We start from the raw sequence: 25,742 nt of genomic DNA, 5'->3' as shown, positions 1-25,742 counted from the left end.
TTAAAAGACAGTTAAAATAAAGTGGGCAAAGATTTTGTATATTTGTGTGAAATTTATTTTATGACAAATTCTAGAGCAAGAGAAACAACAGAGGCTATTGAAAGACTATACATCTCTATGAGACACTTATTTTATAGAGGATTTTTCAAGCCGGGCGGAGTTTCAGGAGAAAGTATCAGAAGTTTGTTAAAGACCATCAATCCGGAAATTTATGGAACCATGAATATTCCGAGCAAATTGGAATTGGACGGTTTGATGTATGTACTGGACAGACTTCCGGAAGGAATTGAAGAATGTGCTTTTATTCATCTTACATCTGATGAAGGGTTTGATAAAGGAAGTTTCGAACCTATTGTTCCCAAGAAAAGAAGAAGAAACTGTTATAGAATAGACGAACACCAGATGAATATTGAGGTTCTTTTGGGCCGTTCTGAAATTTATGACATTCTTACCCACCTTACCTTCCTGTTTATAGAAGCTGATAAAATCCGTAATCTGGCATTCATCCAGGATGAAAACTGGAAACCGACACGTGCCTTCAAAATTATTGAAGAAGTAGTGAAGGGAGAAAAGAAATTCAGCAGAAAAGAAAAAGAAGTGGCACTTATTCATCTTTCTTCTTTAATAGGAAGATCTTTTGATGAAACTTTAAGAGCTTATAATACTTTTGGTGACGATCATAATCCTGACCGTCTGTTCAAAATCATTTACAACTTAGGAAAAGTAAGTCTTGATGATGCAAAAGGTAGCAGAGAAAGAGAAATTCATTTCAGTTCTATATTGAAAGAAAGAGTAGGGCACCATTATTTTGGAGAAAAATGGGCAAACAAAGTGAAGGAAGTTTTATTTGAAAACAATCTTCATATGCGTCCTTTACACATTATTTCAGCCAATATGCACTCGGTGAAAAATATGCTGTATGCCAATAATGCCCTTAAAAAGAAGCAGCACCACGAGGTAGATTATAAACTGTACGAAGAGATCTCCAATAAGAAAGAACTTCGTGATAAAGTTTTAAAATATGCTTTGGAGGAAGGGATGATTCATATTGCTGACAAGAGTGGAAGTAATATTGACGTTCAGATTATAGACCTCAGCAAAACAGATCTGAAAAATACACCATTTGCAGACATCAAGTTCTCAAGTGATGATGTAGTAATGGTTTTTGACTATGCCTTCGGAGAGCAGGCTTTCGAAGTAATGGACGAATTGCTGAGACCTTTTGAACATAAAGGAGAAGTATACATGATGCATGTAAAATCCGTTTCCATCATGGGTAAAGCAGGTATTCTTACCGGAGCGAAAGGTGATATCATGATCCCTACTTCTCATATTTTCGAAGGAACTGCAGATAACTATCCTTTTGAAAATGCCTTAAAACTGGAAGATTTTAAAGATGATGAATTAAAAGCTTTTGAAGGACCAATGATTACGGTGCTGGGAACCTCTCTCCAGAATAAAGATATCCTTTCCTATTTTATGAATACTTCATGGAAAGCTATTGGTCTTGAAATGGAAGGAGCACACTACCAGAAAGCTATTCAGGTAGCATCCAAGATCAGACACCATATTTCACCGGATTTGTTTGTCATGTATGCTTATTATGCATCGGATAATCCGTTGGAAACGGGAAGCACACTGTCTTCAGGAGGCCTGGGTCTTACAGGAGTAAAACCAACGTATCTGATCACTTTAAGAATCCTTGAAAAGATTTTAAGAAGCGGTAAGAAAGAAGCTTCGGCTAAAAAATAATTGTAATTCAATCATTATAATATCAACCTCAGATACTTTTGTATTTGAGGTTTTTTTGTAATTAGTTAAACACAAATATCACGAATTTATTTCACAAATTGCACTATTTTATTGTGTTTAAAATAGTGGTTTTCATTGGTGAAATTTGTGTTTAAATAAAAACCTATCTTTAGGAAACATAAATATATATTCATGAGTTCAGTTTCACAACTCGCCAAAAGATTCAGAGAAGTTTTGCTGGATGGTTTCTGGATCGCCAATACCAATTTTAAAGATCAGCTTTCAGAGGTGACCTGGGAACAGGCGGTAACAAAAGTAGATACTTTGAATACCATTGCGATGCTTACTTTTCACATCGATTATTATATTGCAGGTATTATCAATGTCTTTGAAGGAGGAGCTCTTGAGATTAAAGACAAATTCAGTTTTGATCTTCCTCCCATAGAATCTCAGCAACAATGGGAAGACTTGCTGAGTAAACTCTGGACGGATTCTGAAAAGTTTGCCACATTATTGGAACAGATGCCGGATTCCCAACTGGATGAGGTTTTCGTTGATGAAAAATATGGAACTTACCGAAGAAATATCGATGGAATGATTGAACACAGCTATTATCATCTGGGACAGATTACTTTAATCAAAAAAATATTAAAAACATATGAAAATAGGAGAAGCAACTTTTAAAAACTGTAAATCGGATTATTGAAAGAAAGCTCAAAAAAGAATTTAACAATTCAGATTAATTTCCATCTAAAACCATAATAAACAGAATAAAACCTCGGGATAACTCCTATTTGAGGTTCTTATATAAATTACCTACCTTTAGAAAAAATAAAATTTTAAATGAGAAAATCGGCTGCAATCATTTTTGCGTTTATCATTTCACAATTTCAGGCTCAGCAAGGAGCTTATTATCAGCAGGCTGCGAAGTACAAGATGGATATTGATGTCAATGCTGAAAAATTTACCTATCAGGGAAAACAAACTTTAGAATACACCAATAATTCACCCGATGAGCTGAATGTGGTTTATTTCCACTTATACTGGAATGCTTTCAAACCTAATTCCATGATGGATCAGAGAGTGGCTTCCCAGGGAAAAAATGGGGACGGGAGACTGCAGAAAGATGGTATTTCAAGACTCGCTTCCATTCCAAAAGATCAGGAAGGAGCTCAGAATATCCACTGGATTAAGCAAAACGGGAAAGACCTTAAGTTTGAAGTTCAGGAAACCATTATGAAAGTGTATCTGGCAGAACCTATCAAACCTAATTCTACGACTACCTTTACAATGGATTGGGATGCTGTGATTCCTATGCAGATCAGAAGAAGCGGAAGAAACAACAGAGAAGGAGTAGACATGACCATGACGCAGTGGTATCCGAAAATTGCTGAATACGATTATGATGGCTGGGCCACTTTCGATTATCTGGGAAGAGAATTTCATGCACCTTTCTCCGATTTTGATGTTACCATTAAAATCAACAAAGATTATGTCGTAGGAGCAGGAGGAATTCTGGAAAATCCAACAGAAGTAAAAGGCTACGATGCCAATGCCAAAATAAAAACAGAAAAAGACAAAAAAGTGGTCTGGAAATGGACCGCAAAAAATATCCTTGATTTCGCATGGAGTGCAGACAGAGATTATTCTGTAGAAAGCTTCAATGTTCCGGAAGGCCCGAAAGTATACCTGGTGTATCAGAAAAATGATAAAACGAAAGCATGGGGTGAATCTCAGCCTTATATCACGAAATATTTCCAGATCATGAATGCTCACTTCGGGAAATATGTATATCCTACCTATGCATTTATCCAGGGAGGAGACGGCGGAATGGAATACGGGATGTGTACTATGATTTTAGGGGAAGCTAAAAGTGTTAAAGATTTGATGGGATTAATGGCTCATGAGGGAGCTCACTCATGGTATCAGCAGATGCTTGCCACTAACGAATCTGTACGTCCGTGGATGGATGAAGGCTTTACAAGCTATGCGGAAGGCTATACCATGTATCAGTTATTCCCTGAAGATCTTCCGAATCCTTTTGTTGAAAGATTGGATGCCTACAGAAACTTCGTTAAAAAAGGAATTGAAGAACCTGCCGTTTGGTTGGGAGATCATCATGATAACGGAACGTCTTACACTTATGCATCCTATGTAAAAGGTGAATTGTATCTGGTGCAGCTTGGATATATTATGGGAGAGCAGAATCTTGCCGAAACCTTAAAGCAATATTATGACCTGTGGAGTATGAAGCATCCTTCAGACAGGGATTTCCTTCACATTGCACAGAAAGTTTCAGGGATGGATCTGAAATGGTTCCATAATTACTGGATCAATACGACAAAAACTATCGATTACGGAATTAAGGATGTAAAGTATGATGCGAAATCTACCACCATTACCCTGGTTAATAATGGCCAGGTTCCGATGCCGATTGATTTTGGTGTGATGACGACCGATAAGAAAGTCGTTACCTATCAGATTCCGATGAATATGACCCATACATGGAAAGAAAAAGATATCTATGGTGAGTTTAAAACAATGCCTTACTGGCCATGGACTCAGAAAGAATATACCCTTACTATTCCTTACACAAAATCTCAATTGTCTGTCCTGGGAATCGATTTCAGCCAGAGAATTGCTGATGTGAATATGGAAAATAATTTTGTTGAAGTAAAATAATCAATAAAAAAGAGCTGTTTCATTTTGAGATAGCTCTTTTTGTTTTGACTATAGCATATTCTGCACTTTTGTTCTAATTTTGAAGTGCTATTTGCAATTTAATTTTCTCTATCTCTTTTATTGAATTAGTCATCTTAAATCCATTTTTATAATCTATAGTATGACTTTCTATAATGTAATGATAATTTCCATTCAGTTTTTCTTTTAAACTTGAGATAAGCCTTTTATCAACATCACCACCCAAGTCTGAATAATAAAATCGGATTAAATCCTTATCCCAAGGTTTTAACTTTACAGTTATTTTAATCACTTGTTTAATATTTTCAAAACTGCGGAAACATTTTATTAAATATTTATTTTCTCCGATTTTTTCAACGGTAATATTATCAATTATAAAATGACTTCCAGTAAGTTTTTGAGATGAAATGAATTGATAAATATTCTTGTCAAACTCTGTTTTGTGATGAAGTTCTATAAATTTATTATTTTCATTATCAAATATCTTTGCTGTTTTGTCTTGATATTGATACATGATATGGTTTTGATTTTCAGAGCTTATGAGGAATTGTGATTTATTGGGCTAAGACTGCTTTTTATTAGAAATTTATAATCAAATGTATAATTTGACTGTGCCTTCATACTAAAGCCAATTAGCAGAAATAAAAAATATATTATCACTTTTGAATTTCTATACATTTTTGTGTTTTTAAATTCTTATTACAAGAATAATTTTTTTTGATCAATTAACAATACACTTTTTAAAATATTTTTAAGCCCACGAATGCTGTGGATAGCAAAGTGTCTCATAGTAATTAAAATGTATCTCGTCTTGCTACAAACAGACCTTCGAGAGATTTTTGGAAACCTCATTTGGTTTCCCGCAGCTTGCAGGAACATTTCGGATATCTCCGGAAGTCTCCCCCAAGCTTGTTTTAAACCTCCCGAAGTCTCAGGAAGACTAAAACACTAGTATTTGTAACTTCCTAATGAGTTGTGCAGATTATAAACAGGTTTGTTTCGGATCCCCGAGAATTCTATGAATGATATTATTAAGTTCATTGTAATTTATGGGAGATTGGGGGTAGTTTTTATAAAAATGATTAAATTTAGTCCCTCAAACTCTAGTAGGAATTTCAATTATACATAATGAATTTCTTCTGAAAAATATGTCAATGAATTCAATCGTAATAAACGTAGGAAACAGCAATATCAGATTTGGTCTTTTCAATGGCGATAATTGTGATATTTCGTGGGTCATCAATACAAAACCTTACAGAACAGCAGATGAACTTTATGTACAGATGCTGATGCTCTATCAAACCTATAAAATTGATCCGAAAGAGATTGATAAGGTAATTATCGGATCCGTAGTACCTCAGCTTACCAAAGTAATGAGCTCAGGGATCAAAAAAATTCATGGAACAAATCCTGTGATTGTTGACAGAAATACTCCTTCCGGAGTACAAGCAAAATCTAAGCAGATGGGAACAGATATCTATGCCAACCTTGTAGCTGCACACAATCTGTACCCGAACAGAAAGAAAATTGTCATAGATTTCGGAACAGCCCTTACAGCAAGCTGTGTAGCTGAAACAGGAGAAACTTTAGGGGTAATTATTGCACCGGGAATTGTTACGTCTCTGAATTCGCTGATCAACCAGACTGCACAGCTCCCGGATATCGAACTGAAGAAACCCAAATCTGTTTTGGGACTGGATACGGTAACCTGTATGCAGAGTGGTATGGTATATGGCTTTCTTGGAATGGTAGAAGGCTTTGTCAGCCGTATCAACGAAGAAGTGAATGACGATTGTTTTGTAGTAGCAACGGGAGGTGTTTCCCATGTTTACAAACCCCTTACGGATAAGATCCATGTGATGGACAGGCTTCATACGTTGAAAGGTCTGTATTTCCTCGGAAAAGATTTATAAATTAAATGATTAAGGTTGAGGTTGGATCCAGCTGATACTTTAGTTCCTCAATCTTACAATTAATATAATGGAAAAATTTCCCGTACTACAAACCGAAAGACTGATCCTTTCACAGCTGGAAGAAAAGGATATTCCTTTTATCGTTGAACTTCTTCAGCATAGGATTTTTTCTGATCTTACTTCCAATATTCCTTATCCATACGTGGAAAATGATGCCAGATCCTGGGTGAAAATGTCAAAAGAAGCTTTTGAAAATAATACAGGGTATACGTTTGCTATCCGGAATAAAGAGGATCAGATCATAGGAGCTATCGGGCTGCATGACAGAGATGATGACAAAGCTGAACTTGGCTACTGGATAGGAATTCCTTACTGGAACAAAGGGTATGTAACCGAGGCTGCAAAAGCAATAATAGATTTTGGCTTTAATGAATTGAAGCTGAATAAAATTTTTGCTACTCATTTTCCTCACAATCCTGCTTCCGGAAGAATTATGGAGAAAGTAGGAATGGAGCAGGAGGCTGTTCTGATAAAAGAAGTGAAAAAGGACGGAGAATATTTTGATCTGGTGAGATATTGTATCTTAAAAGACTAAAGAGATTGTCTTACTATTATAAAATTGAAAGCCGGAGAATATCACTATCCTCCGGCTTTTGTTTTTAATTATCTTTTACTTTTAAAAAATTCTTTAACAATAGAAGAGCATTCCGTCTCCATGATTCCCGTAATAACTTCTGTTTTAGGGTGGAGAGAAAGATGTTTGTTGATAAAACCTCTCTGCTCATCACGCGCTCCAATAACAACCTTGGAAATCTGAGACCAGGAAAGCGCTCCTGAGCACATCACACACGGTTCCATCGTTACGTAAAGCGTACAGTCTTTCAGGTATTTCCCTCCCAGAAAGTTGGCAGCAGAGGTGATGGCCTGCATTTCTGCATGGGCAGTCACATCGTTCAGTGTTTCAGTAAGATTATGGGCCCTTGCAATAATCCGGTTGTTGGAAACCACTACACATCCGATAGGGACCTCATCTTTTTCTAAAGCGGCCTCTGCCTCCTGCAGCGCCATTTTCATATAATATTCGTCGGTAAACATTAATCTGTTATCGTTAAAGTTAAAGGAAGTTTAAAGCGGTAAATAGTAGGGTCGCCCTTCAGCATTGCCGGGGAAAATTTTTCCACCAGAGAATATAAAGCAATTTCTGCCTGTCTGTTAAAGGTAAAATTATCTCCCTGTGCATGAACATTGCTGACTGTTCCATCTTTTTCAACAATAAAATCCACATCCGTTTTTATCATCTTCTCTTTAGAATATACTCCGTCAACATACAGCAGATTGGCGACTTCCTGCCTTAAAGAATTGATACCTCCGGGATAATCCGCAATCTTTTCAGCATCTGCAAACTTTTCAGATGAGGTGAGCCTGGGATTTTTGATGGTTTGAAGGTCCTCCAGATTCCTGACTTTTAATAAAGCTCCGATCAGAGCATTGTTTTCAATGCTATCCATTTTTTTCATGAAGAAAAGGAAGTCTCCCTTTATCGCAGCTTTTTTTACCGTATTGGATTCTGCATCAAATTTCTTTTTAAACTCTTTATTCAGCATATTTCTGTGCTGGTTATAATAACTCTTTACAAGCCTGAACTCTTCTTTCTGCTGTGCGAGAAAAAAGGAAGAGATAAAGCAGCTGATGCCAATGAATAAAGTTTTCAATAATGGTATATTTATGTAAATATAACAAAAAATATGAAATATATTCCTGATGATCAGCTTTCAAGATAACGGTTCAAAGATTCCTGTAAATGATTGCGGATCTCTTCAACTAAGGTTTTCGGTTCCAGAACGGTTACTTCTTTTCCGTAAGAAAGAATTTCCTGCATGAAATCATAAGTAGGGTGGAGGAAGAACTCAAAATAGATCTCTTCCGGCGTTTCTTTGGTTTCTTTCTGTGACTGATGAAGTGGGAAACTTCTGATGTACTCTCCCTGATGGCGGCTGCATTTCAATACAATGTTCTGCGGATTCTGTTCTGTCAGGTTCATCACTCCGAATGCATTTTTAAAGTGCTCTCTGAAGTTGTATTTGTATTTTTCCCTGAACTGATTTTTAGCCACATCAAGATAATTGATCCTGTCAAGCCCGAATGATTTTAAAACTTTGTCTTTGGTATCAATAGCAATAAGATACCATCGGTCTTTAGATTCTTTTAAAGCCAAAGGATGCACTTTTCTGGAGGTCATCAGTTTGTTCTTGTAATTGTAGTGTTCAAAACTCACAACTCTTTTATTTCTGATCGCAAAGAACAGGTCATAAAAATGTTCCACACCGGTTGGTTTGCGGCTTTCAAAAAAGATAAAATCTGAAAAGTCCGGATGAAGATTCAGGGCGTTGCTTACCTGGAAAGATTCAAGAAGTTTTTGATTGTATTCATCTACTTCCATAATCGGGCGGCTCTCGATATAATACCGGTTGTCACCCTTTTTTTTGTTGTGAATAGAGAGGTTAAAAAGATCGGAAATCTCCCGGATATCCCTCTGCAGGGTACGGATAGAGTAGCTCTTGATTCCCGCATCCTGGAATTCAAAAGAGTTTAAAAGATAGTCCTCCAGCTGTGAATAGGTAGCCGGAGAACTTTCTAATCTTTTAATAATTAAGGCATATCTTGTCAGATAAAAATCTTTCTTCATTTCTCTATTTTTTAGGGTGCAGCAACGCTGCATTCATGGTAAAGTTTTATAAGACAAATATATGCGGTTCATGCGACAAAACGTGTCGTGTTTTATTTTTTATTTATTCTATTTTTATTAGAAGGATGCCGTCAAATTACCATTTTCATCCCATTTTTTATAAGTGCCGTCGTATTCTACGTTGTTATGGGCTTTGTATTCTGTGTATTTTTTACCGTTTTTATGATAAGATCTGAACCATCCTTCCTGATAGCCATCTTTATATTCCTCTTCGCAAAAAAGCTCGCCAGTGTCATAGTATCGTAAAACAATACCTGTAAAAGGGCTGCCATTGTGATAATATATAGGAACTCCTCCGCCGTCTAAACGGTTACATGTTAACTCGCTTTCTTTTATTTTTAATGCCATGATTATTCGATTAATGTATTAAACAAATTTATTAAAATCCCATGAATCTAATTCCTGAGGTTAAATAATAACAATGGACACATGGAGGTTGTAATTTATCGGCAATTCTTAAATATCTGTTGTATCCGATAATATCATGAAAGACTGCTTCTCCCAGTTTTCCTTCAGGATCAATAGTAGTTAACAGCCTATCTAATGCTCTGATCTCTCCATGAGACCCCATTGCACCAGCCCTTAATATGTCAATTTCTTCAGCAGGAACCCCTTTCATTTTTAAACGGGCAATATGCTTTTCCAACCTTATTTTAAGAGTAGGGTGGATATTATCAATGAAGTTTTTATATACTTCACCTTTTCCTTTTCCTATTTCTGCTTTCAAAAAATTGGTTTCAGTTGAAATATACCTTATTCCATTTTTTACATAAATGAAACCACTTATCATTGTTTTTTCGAAAATAACACCAGCATCGAAAGTAGAAAGAATTTTGGCAGCATCTATATTCACCTTTTCTACGAGGCTTCTACCCCAATCCCCATATTTATTATAAGCTTCTGCTTCAGTAAGTAAATCTTTTAAATTACTTGTAGGATATATTTTACCATATGTAAGAAGTTCTTCAGCTGCTTTAATAAATTCCTTTGGGTTATTAAGGTGCTTCAACAGCTTGTTGGCCTCTTTATAAAACTCGGATTTTTGAGCTCTTGTAATTATTTCACCTTTATATACTATAGCAATCTCGTTATTAACTTCTTCTACAACCTTATTTTTTACAATTCTTTGAGTCTTGAACTGTCCTTCTATAAGGAACATGCCATATTTATTTAGCATTTTTGATTTAGCTTCGTTTACAAGACCTCTTGTTGCATCTATTAATTCCTTGTTTGTCAGGAGTACCTTAAATGTATTTTTGGTAAAGTTAGAAATTTCTCTTTCAAGCATTACTTTTACCATGCAGCTCATTACAAAATTCTTTACTTCTGCTCTGGTTTCTTCGGCTAATATCTTTCCCCCTATTTTGTATAATTGTTGTACTACGGCTGTTGTAGCTGTTGCATAACCTGCTGTTTTATAAATTTTCTCCCATATATCCAGAAATTCTTTCGTTAGGTTATCTTTGGCTAATTGAATTCCCAAATCTCCTAAGGCGATGGCTCCGTCTACAGCTACTAACATTCCCCAAAATGTAATAGAGCTGGCTCCTTCAGCAGCTAATAAACTTGTTCCAAGGGTTTCTACAGCTAATGCAATCGCCAGCATGTTTATTCCAATTCTGATTGCACTGGCCAGTCCTTCCATGTTTTTCTGATGCTGTTTATCATAGAGAAACAATGCAGGTACAAATAAGAGACTTTGAGTTTCTTCTTCTATAACAATAACAATATCAAGTGGATTTAGTTTTATTGCTCTTGTTGTAATGGTATTACTACCAATATCCATGATAACACTTCCGGTATCTATTAATTGTTCGTCTGTAATATATTTTTGTTGAACATAGTATTTGTTTTTATCCTCTTTTAGATTGGACTCTATTTTTTCCAGACTTACAAAAGATTTTTTTCCAACTGAAAAAAGATGATTAGTAAAAGTGAAATTATCTTTTGCGATATGAGAGAATGAATTAATGATACTTATAAAGGCCATTCTACAAGGAACCTCCTGGCCCATAAAAGCTATCTCATCATCCAAAGCATGATAGAGGTTAACTACAAAACTTTGGTTTTTATTGAATTGTTGCATCAAAAATGAGATTCGTTGAGGAGTGTTAAATGCAAATAATGCTTTCATTAACGCAGGACTGGCATCTCTTACAAAGCTGAAAAAACCGTTTACATCATAGCTGTAAAAAGAACAAATGTTTTTCCATAAGACTTCAGGTTTTAAGCTGGATAATGTGAAATCAGGGGCGTTTTCATATAACCAAATAAGTTGTTTAATATCTGTAGTCCTTTCAATTAATGGAATATATTTGTTGTTAATTAATTGTTGAAACCATTCAGGGGTATCTCCTTGGATCTCTTTGATTAAGTAATATATATCCGTAATGTTTTCACTGAAAAACATAATGCCAACATATTTATCATTAATGCTAAATGCATTTTCTGAAGTTGTTGACTGTACAGAATTCCGATAATGTTCTGTATTTTTATAAAAGTATGCTGCCTTACACTTAATTTGTTCTTGGTTGCTGTCAATTTGAAAAGATATTGATATTGTACTGTCAATATTATCTATTTTTCTATTGATACCACAGCTAATCGATGTTGTAATTTTCTGTTTATAAGAGTTGATATAAGAAAAAGGAATTGTCTCATTAACTTTTCTCTTTACATCAACCACACCATCTGTACCAATTACAACACTTTCATTAATTATTTTTGTTGGGGCAATAAAGTTAGTCCAGTCTAAAGGTTCTTCTGTGCCAGTCTTCAAGTATTTAACTATCTTAGAAAAATCAATTTTTTCATTTCTTTCTAATCCATAAAAATCTTCTGAATATTTACCAGTTTTTTTTGGGGGTAGCCCTAGCGGAGGAATTGCTTTTATGATTTGAGATGGAGAGGAAATATCCTGTATTTTTGGAACTTTTAATGCTTTTATTGTGCTCATCTTTTTAGTTTTTAATGTTATGAGAAATAAAATGGCGGATTAACCGCCATTTTGTTGAATAAATATTAGCCTAAAGTGCTGGTGTCTTTTTCTCCATGCTGTAACTGTGCATCTTCATCCAATCTGAAGCTTGTTTCAAACTCCAATTCTGATGGGTTTTCACAATTCTCAGGGGCATTTTCAGGGAAAATCGGTAATGGCTGATTTACCGGAAGTCCTGTAGATTTATCCTGAAGGATCGTTAGGGTAGTAGGGATTCTGGTGATCCAGTATTTACCCTGAGGTTCTCCGGTAGGCTGTCTCATTTCGTCCACAATACTCATATACATTGGGTCGCCGATTACCGGAACAGAACCGCCATTCCAGATCAATCCTGTTTCAAGGAAGAACTGAACAGCTGCTTCGAAACCTGGTTTTACGGTAACGATAATCCTTGCCATACCTGCCTGCAGGAAACTTCTGAACAATGGGTCCATACTTTCGCTGATATAGAATTCCTGCCAGCTCTTACGGTTAGCCCAATAGTAAGGATAGAAGGTGTAATCCATGATTTCCCATTCGAATGCCTGTTCCATAAACTTGGCAAGGGCTGTATATCTGTCCAGATTTTCATTCAGGTATACCTGGAAATTATCCATGGTTGTTTTCTCATCGGCACCGTTGGTTGTTTCCTGGCCTAACGTATAAAGGTAATCCTGTAATAAATAAGCGATACAGTTGTGCTTTAAGACATCATGTTCCATATATCGATAGAAAGTATCCTGTCTTTCTTTAAGCTGAGCTTCTTTTTCTTTTTGCTCTGCGTCTAATCTTGCCTGATCTTCCTGGAATTTGGCATAAGCAGCTTCGTAGGCTTTAATAATGTCGTTGAAACTGTCTGTTTTCCACTTGTTGATAAAGGCATCGCTCAGTTCACAGTTTACCACTACTTTGATGGTATAACTTCTTACGTTGTGTCCCTTCACCTGGAAAGATACATTACCTGTGATATTGAAACCAGATGACCCGTCGTCAAAATTAAGGTCTCCACCACGTTCAGAACGGCCAATCATATCTCCTTTTAAGTTAGAGAACATCACTTCAGAATAACGTGACCCTGACCATCCACCACCTCTGTTTCTGGTTGATCTGCAGGCAAAGCTTGCATTTTTTCCGGCATAATTGTCCGGGATGGTAAACTGTGTATAGTCAATTCCAAAATCATCATTTGTCTGAGGAACGCTGGAAGCAGTATGAATTACTTGTTTGGTTGCTTCCGGGAATGCCTCTAAAGTTACTCCGTATTCCTGAGCCCAATGCTGGATCTGTACAATCGTTGCCGATTTTGGATCTGCCATTAACCATGGTTCCGGTGCTTTTCTTGGATCTACAGGAGCTTTAAGTACCTGAGCTTTGGCAACAGTAAGAGCCAGACGGTGTAATCTTGAAGGTTCAGGAACCATAAATTCAAACATTGTACGCTTACCATAGTTGTAGATCTGGTTTTTCATTTTCTTGTCGATCCATCTGTAAACTCCGGTAATGTGTTTAGGCTGTGCAGCTTCAGCATTATCAGTGTTGGTTACCTTTCCTCTGTTATCATATTCATGAACATTGGTTTCCGTATATTCTTTGATGATTTTCTGTACTCTTTCTTCTGAAATTTTAGTAAGAACTCTTTCCATTGCTCTTTCTGTAATTTCCTGAGATTTCATTACGGCTTGTCTTGTACTGTCGTGCTGTGCTGAGTTATTGGCATAATCTGCTCCGATTTCAAACTTCATGGCACTGTCATTTCCATAGCTGAATCTTGTGTAGGCAGAAATACTCTGCTGCTTTTCAATTTCTTTCGCAACTTCGGTCTGCATATCCGTTCTGGAAGTTTTGGAAGTGTCTGACATCTTCTCTGTTTCCTGAGATTTGGAAGTTGTATCCGTAATTTCAGAGTACTCTCTGGAAACGGAAGACTTATGTCTCAGTTCGCTTGCCATAACGTTCTCAATATTGGAAACCTCTCCCGGAACATAAGCGTGAACACTTTGCACGACCTTCATATAATCTGCTACTCCCAATCTTTTGATCCCGAAGTTTTTACGTTTTTGGGTTGTACCTGGTTCAGGTGTACCTGGGTTTTCAACTGCTGCACGTTTTAAAGTCAGCATTCCGGTAAGATTTAAGTCTTCTTTCAGATATTGTGTGGCAATTTCTCCATAGGCCTGGCTTCCGTTATCAAAAATAATTTCTATTTTGAAACTAAAGCTGGTTCTGAATCTGTTTACCAAAGCCGCAGGTAAGGTAATTTTATTATCAACTACAGAAATATTGCTGTAATTTTCTTCGAAAGTTCCGGCAGCATCTGTTGTAGCCGTAATTTTAGCATTGGCAACGCTCCACGAAACATCTTCAACTTCAAAAGAAAAATTAACAAATCCTCTGCTGCCTGCTACTACGTAAGCACTGTGAGCATATAAGCTGTATGCCATCGGTGTTCTGGCTGTATTCTGAATAAGAGGTATTGAAGCTCCGCCGATATTGGCATACTGTTGTTCCGGAAGAGGACTATTTTGAAGTGCGGTCTCCATGGAAGCAGAGATATTGTTTCTTACAACAAATAAAGCATCAGCATAGCTTTCAATCTCATCATCAAGAACAATGGTCTGAGCACCCATTCTTAAGGTGTCGTGCGAAAGGATCTGAAGACTGTCTGTATCTTCTGCCACAGAAGTTAAGCTGGTTGTAGATTCACCGAAAAGTTCTACAAAAAGGTCGAAAGATTCTGGAGAAAGCTTTGCCTGCAAATCTTCCAAATTGATTTCATTTTTGTACGTAAATACGAAAGGAGCAACTTCATATTCTTTCAAAGTGCTGTAAAGACGTTCTTTTTCTTCTTCGGACATGTCCGGAGTGATTTTACTGTCTACTTCGGCCAGCTTTCTGTCATAGAGTTCCAAACGCTCTTTGTTTTCTGCCATATATTTGGAATACTCGTCCTGGTAGGCCTGATATCTGGATTTATAGAACTTTTTCTGAAGTTTTTCCAGCTCGGAATTCAGTGTGTTCAGAGATTCTTTTCTGTGGATCGCTTTGCTGGATACAAAAGAAGCTCTTGCTTCAGACTCTAATCTTTGAACCGTTCTTGCTGCCAAAGCCGGTTCGGAACCTTCAGCGTTTGCAGATGAAACTAAAGATGCCGTTTCTGTATCCTCTGAAAATAGAATGGTAGGAAGTATAATTTTTCCATCCATTGCTTTTTCCAATGGTTTTTCTCCATTAATTTTGATGATTTCCTGATCTGTAAGGTCCTGGTTGCTGGCAAAACCAAGCTGAATAGCCATTAAAATGTGGCTGATGGCTTCTTTAATATAGAAATCTCCCTGGGTAACAATCTGATAAATATAATTATTCCAAAGCTGGGAAAATATAGCAATTCCTTCTGCGTTCAGCTGTCTGTTGGTATTAATAAGGCTTTTGTAATAATCCGTAACGAACGTCCAGTCAGCGCTTTCTAATGTTTCTTTTTTAGAAAGCTTTCTTCCGATCATCAGAAGGTCTTTAAATGCTCCTTCTTCGATTTTCTTCTCGCTTTCGAATCCGGAATTGTTAAACTCACCGGCAGCCCTTTTCATGGCTGTAAATTTTAAAATTTTGGCAGGTCTTCCAACGACTGCTGTATCAAAGACACCGGTTACTCCTTTAGGTCTGTGGATAAATCCTAAGTTTTTGTCTTTAATTTCTGTTAATTGAGGGTTTCTCAGACTTACAAATCTGAAAAGTGATTGTGATGCGTTATTGGTATTCATAGGGTTTGTTTCTTTGTAGTTAATAATTCCTTCTCCTATTAAGGATTTTCCGACAGTAAATGCGGATTTTACTGTTGATGTATTATTTGTTGACATGGTTGCTTATTTTTTTGTGTATTCAAGGGTTAGGGTAAATGAATTGATAAGAGAATAATTGTAATCAGGTACATTCAACAGCTCAATAATGGCTCTTTCTCTTTCGATTGTGATATAGGTTTTTGTTCTCCATTGGTTCCCTGCAAATGCCGCTTTAAGATCATCCCATTCTGTAAACATTTCGTTGGAGATAATGGTTTCAAGATCCGGGAATTCAGGTATTAAATCGATTTCACCTGTTCTCGGAATCTGATTCAGATACAAGGTCTTTTTATAAACCGGCTTACCGTTGATCCATTTTCCGCCTGTCAGCTCTTCTTTGGTGCTGTAGGAATGCTGTTTGTCTGCATATTGTTTCTGGATGTAATCATTTTCCTGTGCGTTGTCTCCAAAATAAGTTTTAGAACTTAATCCTCTGGCATTTGATACCTGATGCTCTACCATAACAGGTTCATCTGGATAATTGCTTACCATGATTCCTTTTCCGTCAGAATGATCGGTAAAGCTCGTTAAAGAAGCTCCGGCATTACTTAAACTAAGTTTTGCACCATAAGCTCTTGCCAATACACCGTAATCTTTACTGACATCTAAATTCGATTGTATAGAATTATCTACACTGCCTGATGTGATCAAAACTCCGCTTGGAAAGAAACCTACCTGGTTTTTAATTCCGTCCTGAGTATTGATTTTATAAAGAAGAGATTCAATTTCCGGTGCTTCGGCATTCTCAAACTGAATATGACCGGAAACGGGATTGTTCACTTCTGTTCCTGTGAGAGGAATGCAGTTCTGGAAGTCGGAAAGGTTTTTATATCCCAATACATTACCGGCATTCAGGACCGCTACTTTTGTATAGGTATTATCGGCCAGTGGAGTTCTTCTTGCACTGATTACAGCATCAAAATCCAATGTTCTTGCGGCAAAATCTCCACCAATTAATGGAGTGACAAGATCGTGACGTCTTGCTACCGGATTGGATTCAATCACCAGCTTGTTAAATATTGAACCTCCTAACGGGGCATTACAGCCGATAACGACGTTGTTATCTCCCCAAACACCCATTGCATGAGTAGTAGACGCTGCATTGTATCCGATGAAAGTATTGGAACCCCATGCACCTGAAGTCGTCGCTTTTCCATGAATATACCCTGCAAAAGCACCTAAAAAAGTATTCTGGGTTCCATTAGTTAAGGAATAAGCAGCTCCAAGACCCAGCGCGGTGTTATTGGTTCCGGCAATATTTTTGTTTCCTGCCTCATCTCCGATATACGTATTTCCGTTTCCTGTTGTTGTTTCAGTTCCCGCCTGTGTTCCGAAAAAAGCATTGAAATTACCCGTGGTAAGTTTAGCTCCGCTTGAAACACCGGTTGCGGTATTCCATCTTCCTGTTGTGGTTTCATTTAAAGCATAAGAACCAAGTGCTACGTTATTTGCTCCGGTGGTTAATTTTGATAATGTATTATAACCAATTCCCAGTCCGTAAGCTCCGGTGTGATCCGTGTTCAAATTTCCAAACCAGAAGGAATACGTTGTAGGACTGAAATTGATTTCGCCTGCTCTGCCCTGGCTTGGCTGAAAAATAATAGGCTTGGTTGTTCCGTTACCTCTGTCGATGACATTTTGTAAATTATCATTCCCGCTAAAAGTGGGTTTGTCAGAAAGGTCATTATAGCTGCCTGTTACAGCTACTTTTTTCAGGATAACTTTTTCCTGTCCTTCCTGTGACAATGTAACACTTCCATCTACATTGGTGGTGGGAATAATACTGAATTCAGAAAGGTTGATGTGAAAGGCAGAGCCGTCATTCTGGGTAATGGTAATGATATTTTGAGAGGCGTCATATACTGCGTTTTGAATGCTGATATCACGGGTTACCAAACTGCTTAAATCTACGGATTTGCTTTGCTGAACCCCATTCTCACCCGTATAAAATACCGTTAAGATATTTCCATTTAATTGCGGAACCTGAATAGCTGTCTGCGTTTCAATTTTTTCTTTCCAAAGCTGAGCATTCTGCGGATTTATATTGGATGCATTTGCATCTGCTTTTTGTGACAGATCATAATCTAATTGAGCTGCAGGAATTTTTTCATCTTTGTGCCAGTATGAATCATGCCACTCCCAAAATTCTTCCTGTACCGGGATATCTCCGTTTTCGAAATATTTTTTTAATTCTTGTTTTGTTTTCATTTGCTTAAAAATTTTAATTGATGAGTTTTCCTCCCACGATTTCCACTGTGCTGTCAAAAGAATAAGGTAAATAGGTCGTTTCAGGGCCTAATGTTACTTTTGTAAGCTGGTTAACTCTGAAAGCATTGTTTTCAATTTTGAGTACACTGGCCGGAATGGTTACTGAGGTGAGTTGATTGCTGACAAAAGCATCCGAGTGAATTTCTGTTACTCCATCGGGAATCTCAACAGATGTCAGTTTATTGACAGAGAAGGCTCCCTGTGAGATCATTGTTATTCCTTTAGGAAGGCGAACTTCTTTCAGCTGATTGGCTGTAAATGCCTGTATTCCAATGTTGATAACGCTGTCCGGAATAAATAAAGACGTCAATCTGTTATTGTAAAAAGCCCAATTGGGAATTTCGGTTACCTTTGGAGGAATTGTAAGGGTTGTTAGGCCTCCGTTACTAAATGCGCTTTCCTGGATACTTGTTACGGAGTCGGGGATTTCTACATCAGTTACCTGCAGACCTGCGGCGAAATTTTTGGGAATAGTGAGTGTTCCTTCTTTTATCACAATTTTTCTTTTTGAAAAGAAGGCTAATGAAGCATTTTTATCAGCATCCATTTCAGCATAGAGTATGTTGAATGTACCATTCTCCAGACCTGCAATCTTGCGCATGTCAATTTTCTCATCCTTATGCCAGTAAGCGTCCTGCCATTCCCAGAATTCTTCCTGTTTTGGGATATCTCCATTTTCGAAATAGAGTTTTAATTCTTGTTTTGTTTTCATAATGTTATTTACATGTCAATGATTAAACTTCCACCCACAACTGTTGTTTGGGCATCAAAAGCATCAGCGTAATATTGGGTTGAGTTATCCAGCCTTACATACAATAAATCAGGATTATTGCTAAATGCTTTGGAACCAATCATGGCAACCGTAGAGGGAATAGACAAAGAGCTGATTTTGTTATAGCTAAAAGCTGAATTTTTAATTTCTATGAGACCTTCAGATAAGGATAATGTTGTGATTTGATTGTTAGAAAATGCATAATCATAGATGGTTTTAACCTGAGCGGGAAGATGTACAGACTTAATAAGGTTATTGCCGAAGGCATCTTTTCCAATGGTAGTAACGCTGTCAGGAATTGATATTTCCGATATCCCTGTATTAAAGAGAAACCTTTCAGGAATGGATAGTGTTCCTGCTTTAATAAATACTCTTTTGACTTGTAAATGAGCCAGGGAAGCATTTCCATTTTCATCGATCTCAGCATAAAAGTCATTAAAACGTGGTAATCCGTTTTCCAGACCTGCGATTTTTGCCATATCGATTTTCTCATCCTTATGCCAGTAAGCGTCCTGCCATTCCCAAAAATCTTCCTGTTTTGGGATATCTCCATTTTCAAAATAGAGCTTGAGTTCTTGTTTTGTTTTCATAAAACTTGTGTGATTTGTTGGTTAATAAATTGATTATATGTCCTGTATTTTGGTATAACAGGCTTATGATTGCTATATTTTAAGACATAGTTCTGGCTGTCCAGCATTTTGTGAATGGTGAATTCAAAGGTGTTCGAGGTTGTTTAATGAGATTGCTGTGCGTATATTACAGAGATTTAAAGGTAATGTCGGACAGCGTCAGAACTTGTCGTGTTTTTTTAATTTTATTTAAAAAATATCTTCTTCAGGTATTCCTTTTTCAAAATCTTCTCTGAAGAAGTTTTCAATGTCGTTGAGATAGTTTTCATAATCCATCTCAGCATTTTCGATATCACTCCATTCTATCGTATAGAGATCTTCATCGATGAGTATATCTGTATTGTGATCTGGTGTTTCCATGTTTTGTGTGATAAGGTGTTGGTTATATTTTTTTGAACATATTTCAGGCTGTTCAGCATAGGGAAATGTTGAATTCAAAGGCTTCTTAAAGTTTTTTAGATTGTTGTTCTGTGTCTTTTTTGATACTCCAAAGGTAGTGGAGCGAAACGACAAAACTTGACGTGTTTAAAAAAGATTTTTTAATTTTTAAATATAATCTTAATAACTTATATAAGGTAGTTATAAGGCAAAAAGCTTATATTTTATTTTTGATGAGTTTCTGAACAATCTGGTTCAAAGTTTCTCGGTTATCATCAATATAGCTCAGTCCGGCCTGTATCAGATTCTCAATATTGGATCTTCTTACATTATCCATGGCGGGAGAAGCATTTTTCAGTGAAGGATTCAGACGATAATAATTTTTTTGATTTCTAAGTCCCAAAGTCTGAAACATCTGTTCCAGCTGGTAATCTACTGTTTCCGCATTGGCAGACATCAAAATGTCAACAATAGGGCTTACCCAGCCAATTTTTCCTGCTTTTTCCAGTCTTTTAAAAGAGTAGGGCCTTGCTTCGATCCCTGTTCCGATGGAAACTATTATCATATCGTTTACCGTGGGACGGTTAGCTTTCTGATGATTTTTTAAAACTTCTGCAAAAGGAATCTTTCTGGCCTCTGCATAAGCACACAATGCGGGATTATTGGCAAACATACCGCCATCAATCAGACTGAAAATCTGGCCATACATTGATTTAATCTGAACAGGACTGAAATACGTAGGAGCTGCTGAAGTCGCTCTGCAGATATCTCTTACATAGAAATTGTCTGTGCTGAGGTTGGCTTTCCAGGAGTTGAAAAGCTTTGCTCTTCTGTTTTCTATATCATAACTTGTTATCAAACAGGGTTTTATTAATTCTTTTAATTCTAAATTTCCAAAGAAATCATGTAAATTTTTTTCCAGAGCTTCCTGGGAAATTTTTTCATTCAATAATCCGAATGGATTAACCAGTTTTTCCCAAAAGGAAACCTGGAAGATGTCGCCGCCCTTTTCAGCATATAATTCCAATCCTTTCTGAATAGAATATTTTGCTTTTCGGGTTTCATCAGGAGAGAGAATAATAGAAGCAATCAGACCTCCGGTGCTGCTGCCAGCTACCAGATCAAAATAATCTCCCAGCTTGGCGGAAGGCTTATCATAATACTGGAGCTGTTCTTCTATGTAACGCAGAATAATGCAGGTTACAATTCCCCTTATTCCACCTCCGTCCAAAGAAAGAATGGTTGTCTTTTTCATGTGATATTTTTAATGGTTTGTTAAAAGGACACATGCAATCTTACATCTACAGAATCTGTTTAATATTTTAAAAATTGTGGAGATTCCATACTTAGATTTCATTGCTTTTTTTGTTGTTTTCTTATAAAGCAAAGGTAGTCTGGGGAAGCGACAGAACGTGTCGTATTATATTTAATTTCAAATAAATGAGACTAAAAAATAACGTAATTCTGCTGGTCTTTTGGCATCTTCAAAAGCGTTCTCCAGCTGATTTTTACAGGTCCTTTTTTAGAGGGAATTGTCTTTTTTTCAAAGTGGGGAAGGTCTTTAAATGTTTTCCAGTTTCCGCCCCAATCCCAGCCGTGGCGGGCAAAGATTTTTACACATTCGTACCAGTCTGCAACGTTGTCATTATCCCAGTCTTTTGCCGTATCCCAGCTTGCTGTTTTTCCGTCAATCATAAGACAGATATCTACTGCGAGGCCATAGTTGTGAATGCTTTGCCCTGCCTTGGCATTGGTTACTTTTTTTCCTGAAGTAATTCTTCCGATTGCATAAAGCTTTTCCTGCTCTTCAAAAGATCTTAATCCCTGAGTGATCCGCACTTTGGCTCTTCCGGTAAGTGCTTCATCACATTCCTGTATAATTTGCTTCACTTCATCTCTTACCAACGGGTGAAGTTTCTGAATCCGTTCTAAGGTTACTTTGTCCATATTTCTTATTTTCTTGTAGAACAAAAGTATAGCGCGGATGCGACGAAACTTGACGTGTTATATTTAAAATTTTATAAATATTCAACTTCAGGTGAAAAAGATTTATAGAAAAGATTGTGAAATGGTTAAATTGATCTGTATAACGAAAAAATAAGAAAAAATTGTTTTTAAATTTTTAAAAATCAAATAGAAGTGGTAAATATGATGGATAAAACACAATAGTACATGCATACGATCCTACCTTTTTTATTGGCCATGGTGGCAGCCATTGTGCTGCTCAATATGTGGGCTACAAAATTAAAAATTGCTTATCCTGTTTTACTCGTTGTATTCGGATTGCTTGTGAGCTTTATTCCAGGTCTTCCGGTTGTAAAGATCAATCCGGATCTTATCTTTTTTATATTTCTGCCTCCTTTACTATTTGAGGCTGCATGGTCAATTTCCTTTAAAGAAATGAAAAGATGGTGGCGTATTATCGGAAGCTTTGCTTTTTTAGTGGTCTTTTTTACAGCGCTGGCAGTAGCGGTGATAGCGAATTATTTTATTCCCGGATTTACACTTGCTCTCGGGTTTTTGCTGGGAGGTATTGTGTCTCCACCGGATGCTGTGAGTACAGGAGCCATTATGAAATTTGTAAAAATACCATCCACTACATCTGCGATTCTGGAAGGAGAGAGTCTGTTGAATGACGCTTCCTCTCTTATTATATTCCGTTTTGCTCTGATTGCTGTAGGAACCGGACAGTTCGTATGGCAGGAAGCTTCTCTGGATTTTTTATGGATGGTAATCGGAGGCGCAGGAATCGGGTTAGTACTTGCATGGATTTTTGTACAGGCTCACAAACGGCTTTCTACAGAAGCTGCTTCTGATATTGCCCTGACCCTTATTGAACCGTATCTGATGTATTGGGTCGCAGAGCAGTTTCACTGTTCCGGAGTTTTAGCTGTAGTTTGTGGTGGGTTGTATATGTCTGGAAAACGAATGATATTTCTAAACAGTACCAGCCGTATCATGGGGTATAGCGTATGGGAAAGCTTCGTATTTATTCTGAATGGCATCGTATTCTTAATAATAGGGCTCGAGCTTCCTGAAATTGTCGGAGGGCTGCGGTCAGAAGGAATTCCTTTTAAAATTGCTATCCAATATGGAGTGTTGGTGACCGGTATTCTGATTGCCGCCAGAATCATAAGTTCTTATGCCGCCATGCTGGCTACATTGATTTTCCGGCCAAGTGTTGCTCCCCGTGCTTCTTCTGCAAGAAGACGTCTCCTGATGCCTTTGATGCTTGGATGGACAGGAATGAGAGGTGTTGTCTCACTGGCTGCTGCCCTGGCCATTCCGATTACCCTTGAAAACGGACTTCCTTTTCCCAACAGAAACCTTATCCTGTTCATTACTTTCGTGGTAATCTTGCTTACCTTACTCGTACAGGGACTTACTTTGCCTTACTTTATAAAATATGGACATGTATTTGATGATTTCACAGATGAAGAAAAAGATAAAAAGATACGGGAAGAAATAAAATATAAACTAAAGCAGCATGTCTACCATTTTCTTAAAGCCAAGCATGAAACTGAACTGAACAGCCATGCAGGATTGGAAAGAATGCTGAAACAATGGGAAGAAAAAATACAGACCAATAATACCGAATGGATGAATGAAAAGACCAAAGATATCTTTTTTGAAATGCTGGAAAGCCAGAGACAGTTTCTTTCAGAACTGAATAAAGATATTTCCGTCAATGAAGAAATTATCCGCCACCAGCTGTACCAGCTCGACCTCGAGGAAGAACGGCTGAGGATGATTTAATCTATAATTAGTTACATGGTTTGATTTTTTATAGTAAGAACTTTGTTTTCTAATTCGGTAATATTATTTTTTAGTTCTGAAAATATATCTTTAAAATTATAATTTTCAAAACTGGTTGAATCAAAATCTTCAGGAAATATACCTGATGCATACTGCCATATCTCTATAATTTCTCCCAAAGGGATATCATAAGGCTTATAAAATGAATTGTCAGAAACCACTGTGATTGATTTTTTCTTTTTAGTCTTCAATCTCTTGTAAGAAATACCATCATTCAAAGTCACAAAAACATAACTTTTATTCGGTTTCAAGTCATCAATATTTTCAACATATTTTCCGATAATATAGGAACCATCTTTAAAAGGAGGCATTGAGTCTCCCTGAGCCGGAAAAGCTCTATATTTTCCGTTGGTTAAAAAAGGAAGTGAAATCCTTTGCAGACTTTCAATATATTCCGGATCACTATAACCGGATAAATATCCCATGGATGCTTTCTGCGGAACGATTTCGATACTGTTGTTTCCCAATTGATCTACAACAACGGGTAAGACAATTCGATTGTCAGGAAGCTTCAGAATATCTTCCAACGGGTACTTTCGGATATCAACTGTCAGAAGTAAATCAATGCTTATATTGAAGTACTTCGAAATCTTTATTAAAACTTCGTAAGGAGCTTCCGAACGGCCACTTTCATATTTGGAGTAGCGATCTCTGCTGATGATAAGAATATCATTGGCAAAAGCATGTTGGGATAATCCTCGCTTAACTCTCAAAAACCTTATGTTATCTGCAAAAGTTGACATTGGGACAAATTGTACCAGCAAATATAATGATTTTGGGACAAATAGTCTCTAATTTTGTAACGTGAATCGTGCAATTGTACATATGGACCTTGATACATTTTTCGTATCCTGTGAGAGGCGTAATAACTCGCAGCTTCAGGGTATTCCTCTCATCATAGGAGGTGGAGATCGTGGAGTGGTAGCCTCATGTTCCTATGAAGCAAGAAAGTTTGGGGTTCGTTCAGCCATGCCAATTCGTATGGCACTGAGGCTTTGCCCTGATGCAAAAGTTATTAAAGGCGATCATGAAATGTATTCCAATTTATCACATACTGTAACCGAAATTATTCAGGAGAAAGTTCCACTGATGGAGAAAGCAAGTATTGATGAATTTTATCTGGATTTATCAGGAATGGATAAGTTTTTTGGCTGCTATCAATGGACCAAAGAAATTGCAGAGGCAATTACCAAAGAAACAGGACTTCCGATCAGTTTTGCGCTGTCAACCAATAAGACCGTTTCAAAAATTGGTACCGGAGAAGCAAAGCCTGTTGGAAGGCTGGAAATCAGAGAAATGGAAGTGAAGCCATTTTTAAACCCTTTATCCATCAAAAAAATTCCAATGGTGGGTGACAAGACCTTTCAGTTATTATCAAGAATCGGAATCCGGACGATTCATACCTTATCTGAAATGCCGGTACTGGTTCTGCAGCAAATGATCGGCGTTAACGGAAAGGAACTCTGGAAAAAGGCCAATGGAATTGATGAAAATCCTGTTGTTCCTTATTCCGAAAGAAAGTCTATCTCAACCGAAAGAACTTTTACCAATGATACCATGGATATTATCGAGTTAAAACGGCTGATATCGGGAATGGCAGAGCAGCTGGCCTATCAGTTGAGACAGGAAAAATGGCTGACATCTACAGTGGTGGTAAAAATAAGATATGCCAATTTCGATACCGAGACCAGGCAATGTAAAGTATCTTATACTTCTGCAGATCACACCTTGTCAAGAGTTGCTTTAGAATTGTTCAATAAAGCATATACTAGAAGAATGAGGCTTCGTTTGGTAGGGCTGAGATTTACAGGATTAGTACACGGAAACCATCAGATGAATCTATTTGAAGACACCGAGGAACAAATGAGTTTATATCAGACAATGGATGATATCAAAAACCGCTTCGGGTCTGATGCGGTAGGGCGTGCCTCCGGTTTTGACTTCGGGAAATAATT

At 37.2% G+C, this 25,742-nt stretch carries 21 protein-coding genes; 7 read left to right on the top strand and 14 right to left on the bottom strand.

The window, feature by feature from the left end; genetic code table 11:
• The first annotated feature begins 60 nt into the window (after positions 1-60).
• The 3 genes from JNG87_RS04120 (at position 61) to JNG87_RS04110 (ending at position 4,434) form a co-directional block, all read left to right on the top strand.
• Entirely contained in the window at positions 61-1,752 is a 1,692-nt protein-coding gene (locus JNG87_RS04120) for a DUF6909 family protein (RefSeq protein WP_202841869.1), read from the top strand.
• Between the two features lie 192 nt (positions 1,753-1,944).
• Positions 1,945-2,436 carry a DUF1572 domain-containing protein gene (locus JNG87_RS04115; protein ID WP_202841867.1) on the top strand — a complete coding sequence of 164 codons (492 nt, stop codon included), beginning with the start codon at positions 1,945-1,947 and terminating at the stop codon, positions 2,434-2,436.
• A 159-nt stretch (positions 2,437-2,595) separates the two neighbouring features.
• The gene (locus JNG87_RS04110) at positions 2,596-4,434 is read left to right on the top strand and encodes a M1 family metallopeptidase (protein ID WP_202841865.1); all 1,839 of its coding nucleotides are present in this window, start codon (positions 2,596-2,598) and stop codon (positions 4,432-4,434) included.
• A 73-nt stretch (positions 4,435-4,507) separates the two neighbouring features.
• Here JNG87_RS04110 and JNG87_RS04105 read toward each other — a convergent pair whose 3' ends face one another.
• On the bottom strand, positions 4,508-4,966 hold the full coding sequence (locus JNG87_RS04105) for a hypothetical protein (protein ID WP_202841863.1): 459 nt from the start codon (positions 4,964-4,966) through the stop codon (positions 4,508-4,510).
• Positions 4,967-5,606: 640 nt separating this feature from the next.
• On the opposite strand from JNG87_RS04105, the gene JNG87_RS04100 reads away from it, so the two are divergent.
• Both JNG87_RS04100 and JNG87_RS04095 read left to right on the top strand, forming a co-directional pair.
• Positions 5,607-6,365, top strand: coding sequence for a type III pantothenate kinase (locus JNG87_RS04100; protein ID WP_110009141.1), 759 nt, complete (start codon positions 5,607-5,609; stop codon positions 6,363-6,365).
• Between the two features lie 67 nt (positions 6,366-6,432).
• Positions 6,433-6,960, top strand: a complete 528-nt coding sequence (locus JNG87_RS04095) for a GNAT family N-acetyltransferase (protein ID WP_202841861.1) — start codon at positions 6,433-6,435, stop codon at positions 6,958-6,960.
• A gap of 68 nt (positions 6,961-7,028) precedes the next feature.
• Here the strand turns inward: JNG87_RS04095 and JNG87_RS04090 are convergent, their stop codons facing one another.
• From JNG87_RS04090 to JNG87_RS04035, 12 genes are all read right to left on the bottom strand, one after another.
• Positions 7,029-7,460 carry a nucleoside deaminase gene (locus tag JNG87_RS04090; protein WP_114822261.1) on the bottom strand — a complete coding sequence of 144 codons (432 nt, stop codon included), beginning with the start codon at positions 7,458-7,460 and terminating at the stop codon, positions 7,029-7,031.
• The gene (locus tag JNG87_RS04085; RefSeq protein ID WP_238349667.1) at positions 7,460-8,077 is read right to left on the bottom strand and encodes a hypothetical protein; all 618 of its coding nucleotides are present in this window, start codon (positions 8,075-8,077) and stop codon (positions 7,460-7,462) included. Before JNG87_RS04085 ends, JNG87_RS04090 begins: the two co-directional genes overlap by 1 nt.
• Before the next feature lie 53 nt (positions 8,078-8,130).
• On the bottom strand, positions 8,131-9,051 hold the full coding sequence (locus JNG87_RS04080; RefSeq protein WP_137904446.1) for a helix-turn-helix transcriptional regulator: 921 nt from the start codon (positions 9,049-9,051) through the stop codon (positions 8,131-8,133).
• Positions 9,052-9,168: 117 nt separating this feature from the next.
• Entirely contained in the window at positions 9,169-9,459 is a 291-nt protein-coding gene (locus tag JNG87_RS04075) for a hypothetical protein (RefSeq protein WP_034691694.1), read from the bottom strand.
• A gap of 31 nt (positions 9,460-9,490) precedes the next feature.
• Complete coding sequence (locus tag JNG87_RS04070) at positions 9,491-12,067, bottom strand: hypothetical protein (RefSeq protein WP_202841858.1); 2,577 nt, start codon at positions 12,065-12,067, stop codon at positions 9,491-9,493.
• Between the two features lie 65 nt (positions 12,068-12,132).
• Positions 12,133-15,942, bottom strand: coding sequence for a hypothetical protein (locus tag JNG87_RS21635; protein WP_238349666.1), 3,810 nt, complete (start codon positions 15,940-15,942; stop codon positions 12,133-12,135).
• A 6-nt stretch (positions 15,943-15,948) separates the two neighbouring features.
• On the bottom strand, positions 15,949-18,132 hold the full coding sequence (locus JNG87_RS04060) for a hypothetical protein (protein ID WP_202841856.1): 2,184 nt from the start codon (positions 18,130-18,132) through the stop codon (positions 15,949-15,951).
• Positions 18,133-18,145: 13 nt separating this feature from the next.
• Positions 18,146-18,904, bottom strand: coding sequence for a leucine-rich repeat domain-containing protein (locus JNG87_RS04055; protein WP_202841854.1), 759 nt, complete (start codon positions 18,902-18,904; stop codon positions 18,146-18,148).
• A gap of 8 nt (positions 18,905-18,912) precedes the next feature.
• Positions 18,913-19,554 carry a leucine-rich repeat domain-containing protein gene (locus tag JNG87_RS04050; RefSeq protein WP_202841852.1) on the bottom strand — a complete coding sequence of 214 codons (642 nt, stop codon included), beginning with the start codon at positions 19,552-19,554 and terminating at the stop codon, positions 18,913-18,915.
• A gap of 228 nt (positions 19,555-19,782) precedes the next feature.
• Positions 19,783-19,953 carry a hypothetical protein gene (locus JNG87_RS04045; protein ID WP_167497887.1) on the bottom strand — a complete coding sequence of 57 codons (171 nt, stop codon included), beginning with the start codon at positions 19,951-19,953 and terminating at the stop codon, positions 19,783-19,785.
• A gap of 235 nt (positions 19,954-20,188) precedes the next feature.
• Positions 20,189-21,226: a patatin-like phospholipase family protein gene (locus JNG87_RS04040; RefSeq protein ID WP_137904442.1), complete on the bottom strand. Its 1,038-nt coding sequence runs from the start codon at positions 21,224-21,226 to the stop codon at positions 20,189-20,191.
• A 191-nt stretch (positions 21,227-21,417) separates the two neighbouring features.
• Positions 21,418-21,918 carry a M15 family metallopeptidase gene (locus JNG87_RS04035; protein WP_202841850.1) on the bottom strand — a complete coding sequence of 167 codons (501 nt, stop codon included), beginning with the start codon at positions 21,916-21,918 and terminating at the stop codon, positions 21,418-21,420.
• 225 nt (positions 21,919-22,143) lie between these two features.
• Here JNG87_RS04035 and JNG87_RS04030 point away from each other — a divergent pair, with 225 nt between their 5' ends.
• The gene (locus tag JNG87_RS04030) at positions 22,144-23,727 is read left to right on the top strand and encodes a Na+/H+ antiporter (RefSeq protein WP_202841848.1); all 1,584 of its coding nucleotides are present in this window, start codon (positions 22,144-22,146) and stop codon (positions 23,725-23,727) included.
• A gap of 11 nt (positions 23,728-23,738) precedes the next feature.
• Here the strand turns inward: JNG87_RS04030 and JNG87_RS04025 are convergent, their stop codons facing one another.
• The gene (locus JNG87_RS04025; RefSeq protein WP_317193491.1) at positions 23,739-24,500 is read right to left on the bottom strand and encodes a LexA family transcriptional regulator; all 762 of its coding nucleotides are present in this window, start codon (positions 24,498-24,500) and stop codon (positions 23,739-23,741) included.
• 91 nt (positions 24,501-24,591) lie between these two features.
• On the opposite strand from JNG87_RS04025, the gene dinB reads away from it, so the two are divergent.
• Complete coding sequence (dinB, locus tag JNG87_RS04020; protein WP_202841844.1) at positions 24,592-25,740, top strand: DNA polymerase IV; 1,149 nt, start codon at positions 24,592-24,594, stop codon at positions 25,738-25,740.
• Positions 25,741-25,742 lie beyond the last annotated feature (2 nt).

The sequence above is a fragment of the Chryseobacterium cucumeris genome (assembly GCF_016775705.1).
Taxonomy (GTDB): Bacteria; Bacteroidota; Bacteroidia; order Flavobacteriales; family Weeksellaceae; genus Chryseobacterium; species Chryseobacterium cupriresistens.
Note: the sequence above shows the minus strand (reverse complement) of the source record. Positions and strands in the feature narration are given on the sequence as shown.

Excerpts from the sequence above, each read along its gene's own strand:
- JNG87_RS04120 (WP_202841869.1), top strand. The coding sequence starts at position 61 with ATGACAAATTCTAGAGCAAGAGAAACAACAGAGGCTATTGAAAGACTA.
- JNG87_RS04115 (WP_202841867.1), top strand. The coding sequence starts at position 1,945 with ATGAGTTCAGTTTCACAACTCGCCAAAAGATTCAGAGAAGTTTTGCTG.
- JNG87_RS04110 (WP_202841865.1), top strand. The coding sequence starts at position 2,596 with ATGAGAAAATCGGCTGCAATCATTTTTGCGTTTATCATTTCACAATTT.
- JNG87_RS04105 (WP_202841863.1), bottom strand. The coding sequence starts at position 4,966 with ATGTATCAATATCAAGACAAAACAGCAAAGATATTTGATAATGAAAAT.
- JNG87_RS04100 (WP_110009141.1), top strand. The coding sequence starts at position 5,607 with ATGAATTCAATCGTAATAAACGTAGGAAACAGCAATATCAGATTTGGT.
- JNG87_RS04095 (WP_202841861.1), top strand. The coding sequence starts at position 6,433 with ATGGAAAAATTTCCCGTACTACAAACCGAAAGACTGATCCTTTCACAG.
- JNG87_RS04090 (WP_114822261.1), bottom strand. The coding sequence starts at position 7,460 with ATGTTTACCGACGAATATTATATGAAAATGGCGCTGCAGGAGGCAGAG.
- JNG87_RS04080 (WP_137904446.1), bottom strand. The coding sequence starts at position 9,051 with ATGAAGAAAGATTTTTATCTGACAAGATATGCCTTAATTATTAAAAGA.
- JNG87_RS04075 (WP_034691694.1), bottom strand. The coding sequence starts at position 9,459 with ATGGCATTAAAAATAAAAGAAAGCGAGTTAACATGTAACCGTTTAGAC.
- JNG87_RS04070 (WP_202841858.1), bottom strand. The coding sequence starts at position 12,067 with ATGAGCACAATAAAAGCATTAAAAGTTCCAAAAATACAGGATATTTCC.
- JNG87_RS21635 (WP_238349666.1), bottom strand. The coding sequence starts at position 15,942 with ATGTCAACAAATAATACATCAACAGTAAAATCCGCATTTACTGTCGGA.
- JNG87_RS04060 (WP_202841856.1), bottom strand. The coding sequence starts at position 18,132 with ATGAAAACAAAACAAGAATTAAAAAAATATTTCGAAAACGGAGATATC.
- JNG87_RS04055 (WP_202841854.1), bottom strand. The coding sequence starts at position 18,904 with ATGAAAACAAAACAAGAATTAAAACTCTATTTCGAAAATGGAGATATC.
- JNG87_RS04050 (WP_202841852.1), bottom strand. The coding sequence starts at position 19,554 with ATGAAAACAAAACAAGAACTCAAGCTCTATTTTGAAAATGGAGATATC.
- JNG87_RS04045 (WP_167497887.1), bottom strand. The coding sequence starts at position 19,953 with ATGGAAACACCAGATCACAATACAGATATACTCATCGATGAAGATCTC.
- JNG87_RS04040 (WP_137904442.1), bottom strand. The coding sequence starts at position 21,226 with ATGAAAAAGACAACCATTCTTTCTTTGGACGGAGGTGGAATAAGGGGA.
- JNG87_RS04035 (WP_202841850.1), bottom strand. The coding sequence starts at position 21,918 with ATGGACAAAGTAACCTTAGAACGGATTCAGAAACTTCACCCGTTGGTA.
- JNG87_RS04030 (WP_202841848.1), top strand. The coding sequence starts at position 22,144 with ATGCATACGATCCTACCTTTTTTATTGGCCATGGTGGCAGCCATTGTG.